At 53.3% G+C, this 10,658-nt stretch carries 11 protein-coding genes; 6 read left to right on the top strand and 5 right to left on the bottom strand.

From position 1 onward, the window contains the following. The first annotated feature begins 355 nt into the window (after nt 1-355). Nucleotides 356-526: a hypothetical protein gene (locus tag GS398_RS12360; RefSeq protein WP_160907057.1), complete on the top strand. Its 171-nt coding sequence runs from the start codon at nt 356-358 to the stop codon at nt 524-526. Nucleotides 527-778: 252 nt separating this feature from the next. Here the strand turns inward: GS398_RS12360 and GS398_RS12355 are convergent, their stop codons facing one another. Continuing rightward, on the bottom strand, nt 779-1,306 hold the full coding sequence (locus GS398_RS12355; protein WP_160907056.1) for a DUF4199 domain-containing protein: 528 nt from the start codon (nt 1,304-1,306) through the stop codon (nt 779-781). Nucleotides 1,307-1,413: 107 nt separating this feature from the next. Further along, nucleotides 1,414-1,887 carry a response regulator transcription factor gene (locus GS398_RS12350; RefSeq protein WP_160907055.1) on the bottom strand — a complete coding sequence of 158 codons (474 nt, stop codon included), beginning with the start codon at nt 1,885-1,887 and terminating at the stop codon, nt 1,414-1,416. Nucleotides 1,888-1,927: 40 nt separating this feature from the next. Here GS398_RS12350 and GS398_RS12345 point away from each other — a divergent pair, with 40 nt between their 5' ends. Both GS398_RS12345 and GS398_RS12340 read left to right on the top strand, forming a co-directional pair. After that, nucleotides 1,928-3,826, top strand: a complete 1,899-nt coding sequence (locus GS398_RS12345) for an AAA domain-containing protein (RefSeq protein WP_160907054.1) — start codon at nt 1,928-1,930, stop codon at nt 3,824-3,826. Continuing rightward, the gene (locus GS398_RS12340; protein ID WP_160907053.1) at nt 3,774-4,763 is read left to right on the top strand and encodes a family 43 glycosylhydrolase; all 990 of its coding nucleotides are present in this window, start codon (nt 3,774-3,776) and stop codon (nt 4,761-4,763) included. The genes GS398_RS12345 and GS398_RS12340 overlap by 53 nt, the downstream gene beginning before the upstream one ends. Nucleotides 4,764-4,768: 5 nt before the next feature. Here the strand turns inward: GS398_RS12340 and GS398_RS12335 are convergent, their stop codons facing one another. After that, nucleotides 4,769-5,563, bottom strand: coding sequence for a 3-keto-disaccharide hydrolase (locus GS398_RS12335; RefSeq protein ID WP_160907052.1), 795 nt, complete (start codon nt 5,561-5,563; stop codon nt 4,769-4,771). A 67-nt stretch (nt 5,564-5,630) separates the two neighbouring features. Further along, nucleotides 5,631-6,923 carry a DUF3472 domain-containing protein gene (locus GS398_RS12330; protein ID WP_160907051.1) on the bottom strand — a complete coding sequence of 431 codons (1,293 nt, stop codon included), beginning with the start codon at nt 6,921-6,923 and terminating at the stop codon, nt 5,631-5,633. A 246-nt stretch (nt 6,924-7,169) separates the two neighbouring features. On the opposite strand from GS398_RS12330, the gene GS398_RS12325 reads away from it, so the two are divergent. From GS398_RS12325 to GS398_RS12315, 3 genes are read left to right on the top strand one after another with little or no spacing between them, the layout of a single operon-like run. After that, entirely contained in the window at nt 7,170-7,724 is a 555-nt protein-coding gene (locus GS398_RS12325) for a YceI family protein (protein WP_160907050.1), read from the top strand. Further along, complete coding sequence (locus GS398_RS12320; RefSeq protein ID WP_160907049.1) at nt 7,721-8,641, top strand: DUF5777 family beta-barrel protein; 921 nt, start codon at nt 7,721-7,723, stop codon at nt 8,639-8,641. Before GS398_RS12325 ends, GS398_RS12320 begins: the two co-directional genes overlap by 4 nt. A gap of 4 nt (nt 8,642-8,645) precedes the next feature. Continuing rightward, nucleotides 8,646-9,077, top strand: a complete 432-nt coding sequence (locus GS398_RS12315) for a QcrA and Rieske domain-containing protein (RefSeq protein ID WP_160907048.1) — start codon at nt 8,646-8,648, stop codon at nt 9,075-9,077. Between the two features lie 98 nt (nt 9,078-9,175). On the opposite strand, the gene GS398_RS12310 is transcribed toward GS398_RS12315, so the two are convergent. After that, nucleotides 9,176-10,657 (bottom strand): SusD/RagB family nutrient-binding outer membrane lipoprotein, encoded by a 1,482-nt coding sequence (locus GS398_RS12310; RefSeq protein ID WP_160907047.1) that lies wholly within the window; start codon nt 10,655-10,657, stop codon nt 9,176-9,178. Nucleotide 10,658 lies beyond the last annotated feature (1 nt).

Raw genomic sequence — 10,658 nt, 5'->3', positions numbered from 1 at the left:
CATGCGTGATGATTGCGCCTGAATGAACGGCCTTCCCGTGCATGCACCGGATCAAGCAATGTTATGGGACCAGGCAAAATAATAGATCCCAAACTTTTATGCTTGGTCCATAGAATGCCCGTGAAATGGCTATAGAACGCGGGCGTTCTTCCCTGGCATCTTATAGATTCCGGGCCGGGTTGGCCGGTGACAATTGGCAGAATTTTTGCCCTGCAAGCAAACCCATAGTTTGAGAAAACCGTACGTTCACGTAACCGTAACCTGGGTATATATTTTACTAAAGGAAATTTTAACGCATTGCGAAAACCAACCTTCTCATTATATTAGCAAACTACCCAATTAACGCTTAGAGAAAGTGAAAGATAAAGATAAAGACAAACGTTTTCGCGTATGCCCCGCCTGTAACGGGCAAAAAGTAGAGCGGATCTCGCGCGGAACGATCCTTAAAACGCTGCTTTTCTGGTTGCCTGTTCAAAAATACTACTGCTTTAAGTGCTTCCGTACGTTTTACAGGTTTGGAAAGTAGCCTCGCGGCGTTTTCTATGGTAACCCGGAAGGTTATGGAGAACATTTGTCAGGATTCATCCGCCTCCGGCGCCTCATCCTCAGCGGAGGATAACACACGGTTAATAAACAAGTAAACAACAATTTGATTGCTGGGCCTTTCCGCTTCAGGGGAGACTGCCGCATGCGTGTTCAATTATTCAGGTTGCCGGAATACATCCGGTTTTTCCGCGAAGAGGCGCCGGAGGCGAAGAAGATATTGATCACAACGAGGTTAGACTACCGCTTTCTTGCTGCTTTTCATCAGCACCAACGCGGTGATGAACGAAATGATGATTCCCACCGGTAATATCTCGGCATAGGTGATCCCGACAAAGAAGAGGGGATTCTTATACATTTCATTCGATTCGGCCATCTTGGCGGCTTCTGCGCTGATCTCGGCCGGGGTATGTCCTTCGGCTTTAAAGTTCTCCAAAGACTTGGCGGTAAACTTATCCATAAAATCGGGGAGAAAGTAGTGGTAGTCGATGGCCCACGTGATCACATACAGGGTAGAAGCTACCAGCGCGATCAGCAACCCCAGTTTTAATGCCTGTCCGAACGAGATCAGGCCCGCGTTCTGCTTGTCGCGATAGTTTTTTACGCCGACGAAGATCATCGAGAATGCAAGGATCATAGAGCTGTAGCCTACCAGCATGGCGTTTACCATGTTGCTGTGGTCGGCGAAGGCCATGGAGACTACCATGAACGCGGATACAAAAATGCCGGCGATGAGGCCGTAGGTGAGGACAGTTTTTTTCATGAGTTCATTATGATTTATGCTCAAATGTGGATCATTTGCTAAAATTTGGGCTCATACTTTCGGGTGATTTTGCATAAAAACCGCTTTTTCAACCTAAAGTGTGAGATTCACGGGATCAGTCCCATCCGCCGGGCTTTATCAATGGCCTGGGTACGCCGCCGTACCTCCATTTTGCCGAACACGCGCGACGAGTGTGTTTTTACCGTATTTAACGAAACGAACAGGCGTGCCGCGATCTCCTCGTTACTAAGCCCTTCGGCGATAAGGGTAAGCACTTCCATCTCGCGTTTACTGATACCCAGCCGCGCGATCATTTCGTTGTTCACGCCTGCGCCAGGGCCCGGTACAAGTACTTCCCTTTCCAGCACCACAACTTTCGGCCGGGTCAGTTTATGCGATAACCAGATACCAAGCAGCGTAAATACCAGGGCGATGCTGCCAATGTACAGTTCGATAGAATAATGGATGAACAGGAAGCGTAACTCGAGCCATTTAAGCAGGAAGAGCAGCGACGCCAGTGCCACGCCATAGAGAAATAGCGATCCGTAGCGCCGTAAAAAAGATAGAACGGAGGTCTTCATACCATTAACTCAACTAAAATAGGTTTTTTTACCTTTGCCCATGTCTTATTTCGAGAACCTGCTCCAACTGCTGCTTACCGAGCGCGGCGCCGACCGCCGGATTTACCAGCTGCTTACGCAAACCGCTTCGGTGCCTGAGCGGCGCGCCAACGGCTTAACCTGGTACCCGGTAGCGATACGGGGATCTGAGTTCGGGAGGGGCGATTACCTCACGGTGGAGCTCGAGCGGACCACCCACCAGGATATTCCTCACCAGTTCCGTTTTGGCGCTGCCGCGGCCCTGTTTTCCAACCACGATGCGGGGAATTGCCGGGTGGAAGGCACAATTACGCATATCAGCGGCAATAGGATGAAGGTGACGCTTAAAACGGATGAACTGCCGGAATGGTCGCGCAACGGCAAGCTGGGCGTAGACCTGTTGTTCGACGAAAACAGCTACGACGAGATGGAAGCCGCTCTGAAGCAAGCCGTTAAACCGGATAAGCCTGCAGCTACCGGCAGGCTCGTGGATATCCTCACCGGGGAAAAAACGCCTACGTTTGCCGAAGAACGGGAGTCGGCACCGGGTTCAGTCCTCAATCGTTCGCAGCGGGCTGCCGTGCAAAAGATATTATCGGCCAACGAGCTCGCTATTGTGCATGGTCCGCCGGGAACGGGCAAAACCACCACGCTGGTGGAGGCCATCTGCGCCATGATCGCGCGGGAGGATAGGCAAATACTGGTGGTGGCGCCGAGCAATACGGCGGTAGACCTGCTGAGCGAAAAACTGGCCGCACAAGGGCTGAACGTGTTGCGCGTAGGCAACCCGGCCCGTGTGTCTGAACGCTTGCTGGCGCTTACGCTCGATAACAGGATGAGCGCCCATCCCGGCATGAAAGATGCCCGGGAGCTGAAAAAGCGGGCCAATGAATACCGGAATATGGCGCATAAGTACAAGCGGAATTTCGGCCGTGCCGAGCGCGACCAACGGAAGGCGTTGTTTGATGAAGCGCATAAGATCATGAAAGAAATAGGCATGATCGAGCAATTTGTAACCGACGACCTGCTGGCGAAGGCGCAGGTGATCACCGCTACGCTGGTAGGAGCCACCCATTACACGGTGAGGGAGCTGCGGTACCATACCGTGGTGATCGACGAAGCCGGGCAGGCGCTGGAACCCGCCTGCTGGATCCCCATCCTGAAAGCGCAGAAAGTGGTGCTCGCCGGCGATCACCTGCAGCTGCCGCCTACCATAAAATCTGAGGAGGCCGCTCGTAAAGGCCTTGCAACCACGCTTCTTGAAAAATGCGTGGCGCTGCATCCCGGCGCGGTTACGCTGCTGGAGGAACAATACCGGATGAATACCAGGATCATGGGGTATTCGTCGGATGTATTTTACCACGGCCGGCTGCGGGCGCATGCTTCCGTTGCCAGCCGGGTGCTGTATCCGGGTGATAATCCGCTGGTATTTATAGATACGGCAGGCTGCGGGTTCGAAGAGAAGGCCGAAGGTACCAGCACCACTAACCCGGAAGAAGCCGCTTTTATAGTGAAACACCTGGCGCAATTGCTCGCAGCGGCGGATGCTGCGGGTGCATTGCCTTCTGTGGCCGTTATTTCCCCGTACAAACAGCAATTGCCCATCCTGAACGGGCTGGTACAACAATCCCCGTCGTTGCAGCCGCACCTCTCCCGCATTTCGGTGAATACCATCGACAGCTTCCAGGGCCAGGAGCGCGATGTAGTGTACATCGGGCTTACACGAAGCAATGCCGAAGGAGTGATCGGGTTTCTCTCAGATACCCGCCGGATGAACGTGGCCATGACCCGCGCCCGCAAAAAACTGGTGGTAACGGGGGATAGCGCTACGCTTTCCGGTTCGGCATTTTATCGTAATTTTATCACCTATGTGGAAGAAAACGGCGCTTATCAAACTGCCTGGGAATTTATGGAAGCTTAGCTATGCGGCGTTGTTATTGCTGGTGGCCGCGTTCCCGGCAGCTGCGCAGGTAAGGGACACGCTAAACGCGCCGCCGCCCGTACTGCCCGGCGTATACGCCGATCCGCATATCGCCGTGTTCAACAAAACGTTTTACCTGTACCCAACTACCGATGGCACCACCGGCTGGCTGTCTGCCAGTTTTACCTGCTGGTCGTCAAAGGACCTTGTCAGCTGGAAGAATGAAGGCGTTATACTCGACCTGCCCCGCGACCTTACCTGGGCTAAAGAACGTGCCTGGGCACCGGCCATCGCTGTAAAAAACAAGAAGTTCTATTACTATTATTCGGCTGATGTAAATATTGGCGTGGCGGTGGCCGATAAGCCTACCGGTCCTTTTAAAGACCCCCTTGGCACGCCGCTCATAAAAAAAGGTACCCGCCGGGGGCAGATGATCGACCCGATGGTGTTTTCAGACGACGATGGAGCGGCCTACCTGTACTTCGGCCAGGGGCAATGCAACATTGTAAAGCTGAACGACGATATGGTCTCCTGCGACACTTCGAAGATCGTTTCCTTTCGCCCGCAAGGGTACAATGAGGGTCCGTTCGTTTTTAAAAGGAACGGGCTTTATTACCTGATGTGGTCTGAATACGACACCCGCGACCCGCGCTACTCCATTGCTTATGCCACCTCATCATCCCCGATGGGACCGTTTAAAAAGGCCGGGGGCTATCCGGTACTTAAAGGCAGCGGCGTGGTGAAGGGCGCCGGTCATCATTCGGTGGTACAGGTGCCGGGTAAGGACGAGTGGTATATCGCTTACCACCGGTTTAAGATCCCGGGAGGAAACGGGTATAACCGCGAGACCTGTATTTCGCCCATGCGTTTTGATGCGGAAGGACATATCCTGCCGGTGAATGTTTTCGAGAAGGTAAAGCCGGTAAAGGTAAGGTAACCGGCTTATTTTTTCGGCGGAAGGACCATGATCTCTACATTCCTGAAGTCGACCGGCTGACCTTCGCTTTGCAGGGCGATGAACCCGCTTTTAAGCGCGGTGCCGTCGATCTTGATCTTCGGATCATACCGGTTCACCACGTCTCCCCCGATCTGCGGTTTGGAGTATTGCATCACGGTTTCGCCGTTGATCTTATGGGTAATGAGCGAATCGCCCAGCACGATCAGCTCTCCCTGTACCCACTGGTCGCCATCATAAGTTTTAGAAGAAGAATCGATGCAATGCCGTTCGTCAAAAACGCCCTTGTACACGATGTTGGTTCCCGGAGAGCACATGTTGCCCGTGGTGCGTGGTTTGCCGTCGCCGAGACCGCCCAGCAGCTGCATTTCGATGGAGATGGGCCAGTCCTGTTCCTTTGGCATGGTGCGCGGGTCCTGTGAGTGGAACATCACGCCGCTGTTTAGGAGCGTGTAACCTGGTGCGCCCTGCTGCAGCTCACCCACAAAACGGTACTCGAATTTAAGATGGTAGTACGAGAACGGTACTTTATAATAAAGGTGCCCGAAGCGGTCGTTAAACGGGCCGTACTGGTCGTAGCGCACCTTAATGATCCCGTCTTCCACCCGGAAGGTGTTGCCGAAGTTCTCCCCGCATTCGTAATGGTGGATCTTTACGATCCAGTCTTTAATGTCCGTGCCGTTAAAAAGCGGGATCCATTTCCCCGTCGCTTTATTAAGTTGCACGGTATGACAGCTTAACAGGAAAACCAGGCTGAAGGCGGTGAGTAACAGAGATCTCATGTGTAGGGCGATTAGGTGACTGAAGGTAACAATATTGCGTTACTTATGGTGACTTTTGACCATTATGTTAGGGCAGTTTCGTGAAATCGATCGCGGGGTGGTCGCCCGGGACAGCGGTCTTGTTCAGTAACGACTTTGCCGGGGTGAAATCGTTGAAAAAGCCGCAGTTGCGCAAGTAAAAGCGATCCCCGGCAACGCCGCCGCTGTAATCTTTGCGGTAGTTGATGTTCGCGGTAGCATCTACGGTAAAAATTGCCGATGCTGCGGGGATCCATTTCCCGGTGGTAGTTACCGCCCATTGGTTGCCGTAAAGCGCTTCGCGCCGGATATTCCCCCGTGAAGGGTCGAAATTTTCGAGGAAAGAATGCATACGTTCCAGGTAAAACCCCGACTGCGGCCGCTTAAAGCTGGCGATCAGCAACCAGTTATCTTGCCCCGTTTCCCTGAAGTAAGCGGTGTAAACGGTTGTTTTTGATGCGGCATCTGCTTCTGCATGCGTTAAAAATGCATAGGTTTTGCCGGCTCGCCAGGGGAAGTTGAGGTAGCTCTGGCCGCCCGAGCCTTCGTTGCCGAACTCGCCGGTGTATACGCCAGGGCCTTTTTTTAACAGGCGGATCTTCAGGCTGTCGGGGATTTTCCCGGGATCGTCCGTAGTGAAGGGCGCCCACACCGAAAACAGCACGTGACGCTCCGTCGGCGAGTTTACCTGCATGCCGAAATAGCCCACATTGAAGCCGTTCGCCATAAAATACGACCCCTGGACATCATTACCTTCCGGGACCGTGATCTCGCTGTAAAACCATTCGGCGGTATTTTTTATTTCCGGGGGGAACTGGTAGTTGAGATGGACCGAGGGCCCGCGGTGCCCCCAGTAAAAGTAATTGCTTTCGTTGTTTTTTACGTAGGCGGCGCCTTTGGATAGCGCGCTGCCGCTGAGCAGGAGGTCGGATACGTCGGCATACGTGTCCAGGGACCTGCCGATCCGCACCAGCCTGACCTGTTGGTAACCCGGCGCCTTTACGGTGATCCCGCCAAACTTTACGACCTGGAAGTCCTTATTGTCAACCTTTTGAATAAACGATCGGTTGTTGACGGCCATTTTTATGCGGCTGGCGCCCCCGGTAACGCGGAGGCGAAGCGACAGGTTGAGCGTTCCCGCCGCTTCCAGCCTGACAAAGATCCCGACCGTGTCGTTGGACGAGACCCAGTTGATGAGCCCCGTATCGGTTAAACGGGCCTTCGCGTTCTTATTTAGCCAGGCGTTTCCGCCTAACGGGACGCTGACGGCTGGGTCCTGTGCGTTACAGGGAGCGGCCAGGGCCATAAAAAGGCAGGTGGTAAGGAGGACGGATCTTTTCATCGCGCGGGTTAACTATTGGCTAACGGTTATTGGCTTGCGTATGATCAATTATAAAGCACTCGGCCGATAATTGAAACGGTGCTGGTCACTAGCCGTCAGCCATCGGTCACTAGCCAACAGCCGTCAGCCATCAGCTAATATATTACGATCGGGGTAAATCTCCGCTATTTTTTTGCCGTCAGGCAACCCTTCGCCTGTTAAATCCGTGTAGGGGGTAAAGGCAAGTCCTAATTAAAACCGGAGATTATGAAAACGTCGGGCTTACTGCTTTGTTTATTTTTCGCTCTCGGCGCCCATGCCCAGGGCACTGTTTATACTTCGAAAGAAATCAAAAGCCGGATCTATTCCGAAGCCCCGATGGAAAATATCGAGGCCGTTTCTGCCAAAGGGATCTCGGTATTAAATGCCGCAACGGGCGAGATACAGGTGACCATTCCCATCCGTTCCTTTCAGTTCAAAAAGAGCCTGATGCAGGAGCACTTTAACGAAAATTACCTGGAGAGTGATAAGTATCCCAATGCAGTATTCAAGGGCAGGATCAACGGCCCGCTAACACTTACCGACGGCGAGTATAAGGTAACCGTAACCGGCGATCTCGATGTGCACGGGGTGAAGCAGCAGCGAACCATCAGCGGCACGATCAGGATAAGCAAAGGCGTTGTATCCATCAACTCGGTATTTATGGTGATGTGTAAGGACCACAATATCAAGATCCCTACGCTGGTGTTCAAAAACATTGCGGAAAGCATCCAGGTCAGCATTTCAGGAAATTACACCATTTATTCAGCCCCAAAACCATGATCAACAAAAAGTACTTTTTTTTAGCGGCCTTATTCGCGCTTAATTATGCCGCATCGGCGCAAACGGATTCGCTGATGAAAGCGATGGAAAAGGAGCAGGGCGGCGCGCGCGAAGTGTCGGGCGCGGCGTTCAAATCCGGCAGGCTCATTCTCTCGGAGACCACGGCGATGGTTAAAAAGTACGACCTGGACTTTAAGGTCGTTCACCGTTTCGGCGACATCGCCGGCACCGATGGCGGGGGTAAGACGCTGGTGGGGCTGGATAATTCGTCTGACATTTACATTAATTTCGAATATGGGATCAGCGACCGCCTGAATATCGGGTTTGGCAGGAGCAAATATGAGCAACTGCTGGACCTGCAGCTCAAGTACGCGCTGATGCGCCAGTCTACCGACGGGCGCGTGCCATTCTCCATCGGCCTGGTGGCCAAAACAGGATTTACGCCGTACGAGGTAACGACCGATATTTACGACGATTATATCAACCGGTTCTCGTACCTCGGGCAGGTGATCATTGCCAGGAAATTTTCGCCGGACTTTTCGCTCCAGGTTTCGCCTACGCTTCTGTTAAGGAACAGGGTGCTGGCGCCTGGCGACGAGGCATCGCTGTTTGCACTGGGCGCGGCCATGCGGTACAAATTCACCAAACGGTTCGGCATCGTGGCCGACTACTACCACCCCTTTTCGAACTACCGCGATAACCATCCGACCACCAGTTTTTATGATCCGCTGGGCGTAGGTATCGAGATCGAAACGGGCGGGCACGTGTTCACCATGAACTTTGTAAACGCAAAATCGGTGGTGGAAAACAACTTTATCCCCAACTCCACCTCTTCCTGGGGGAAAGGACAATACCGTTTCGGATTTACTATTTCCAGGATGTTCACCTTGCACCAATCAAAAACCAACAATAAATAAAGTCATGAGAAGAGATGAATTTTTAAGTACCCTGGGCATCAGCCTTGCGGCAGTTTGTGCAGGCGGATGTTTAGCGGCCTGCGGCAAGAGCGATAGCGGCGAACCGGGTGGGGAGATAAACCCTCCGTCGAACGTAAGCTTTACCGTAAACCTTGCCAGCCAGATCACCGCAGTGGGCGAAAGCCTTGCCAGCAATGGGGTTATTGTGGCGCGCATCGCCACCGGTAGTACCGCCGCCTCTTTTACCGCCGTGCAGCAGGCGTGTACCCACGAAGGGACCTCGATCCTTTACACCACCTCAAAAACCCGGTTTACCTGTCCTAACCACGGAAGCGAGTTCTCTCCCAGTGGCTCGGTGCTTCTCGGGCCAGCCACAAAAAGTCTAAAGGTGTACAACATCGCCATAGCGGGGAATATGATGACCGTGACGGGATAGTGATCGCTATCAGTTATTAGTCAGGCTCCACTACGACAAAGCCTCCGGTCTTTCAACCAAAGGCTTTGTTGTACACACAAACTTTCTCTTCGCGGCAGTTATTTATCCCACCATACCGGGATGATAATGGCCTGCAGGTGGGCCGAAGGGATCTCGGCAGGAATGTTTTCCTGGTTGTAAGACCTTTCGGAGGACGGATAGGGGAACCTGACGGGGATCGAGTTGATCACGGGTGCGGTTCCGCCGGGAAGACCGGTATACGCCTCGTTGTTAATGGGGAGCAGCGGGTAGCCTGTTCTTCTCCAGTCGTTATATGATTCGAACTGCAGGTAGTTGGCGATGTATTTCTCCGTCATGATCTGCGCGTAGGCGGTGGCGGGGACGGCGCTCAGCACGTGTGCGGCGAGATAAGTGGTGATGTCAGCGGCTGCAACGCCATAGATCGTCATGGAGGCGGTAACGGCCTCGTTATAAGCGGCTATAACCGCGGCGTTCACCACTTTGCCGGCTTTGAGGAATTCGGCTTCGGCTTTGATGAAGGCGGGTTCCGAGTTCATGAGCAGGTTTAGCGATGCATCGGCTGCGCTGTAGAAGGGTGCGATAGACGAGTAGTTGTTTAACGCAAAAGGCGGCGCATCGTTCACCACGCCCGAGTATTTACCGGCATTTGCGCCCGCGGCTGCTTTGGATACCTGGTAGGGCAGGCGGGGGTCGTTGCGGTTAACCAGCATAGAAACGTAAAAGATGGACGGCTTATCTGAAGTGCTCCATTTACCGTCGATGGCATATTGGTACCATGGGTTTTCGGCATTGGGCTTGGCGGCGTAGGCTACCTTCGGCATGTCGGCCGTGCCGGTGATGCTTCCTGCGGCCAGGGCGGTAAGCGCCAGGTTTGCCTGCGTAGCGGCAACATAACCCGGGGCATTGCTCAGGCGCAGATAGAAACGGGCTTTTAAGGTGCGTGCCAGTTTTTGCCATTTGGCCATATCGCCGGCATAGATAAAGTCCTCGGTACCGGGTTTGAGACCGGTGGTAGCGCCTGCTTCGGTAATGCCCTCGTCGAGCAGCACCTGGATAGCCTTGTAGATGTCTTCCTGCTTATCATATTTCGGCTTGATAATGCCCGATTCGCCCTTAAATGCCTCGGTTAAAGGGGCGTCGCCGAAGGCATCGGTTACGTACGACATGTTCCAGGCCAGCATGATCTTGCCGATGGCACTGTAACGCGGGTTGTTATTGGTCTTTGCCAGCGCGATCATGTCGTTGGCCGTCTTCATAATGTGCGTGTACGAGGAGGTACGCCAGAAGTTGTTCACGTCGTTGGCAGTGATGAGGTAGTTCCCTTCGTGCGGCGCAGCCGTGGCGGTGGCCAGGTGTTTGGTCCACAAGACCGAGGTGCGCACGGGTAAGCCTCCGGCCACTTCGTAAGCAAAGGTGCTGATAATAGAAGGCGTCATTAATTTTTCCGTCACTTCCGACGGGCTGTTGGGATCCCGGTTAATGTCCAGGTATTTATCGCATCCGCTGAGAGCGGAAACCGAAAGTAATGCGGATAGGATGAATTTATTCGTTCTTTTCATG

It is taken from the genome of Hufsiella ginkgonis (genome assembly GCF_009834915.1).
Taxonomy (GTDB): Bacteria; Bacteroidota; Bacteroidia; order Sphingobacteriales; family Sphingobacteriaceae; genus Hufsiella; species Hufsiella ginkgonis.
Note: the sequence above shows the minus strand (reverse complement) of the source record. Positions and strands in the feature narration are given on the sequence as shown.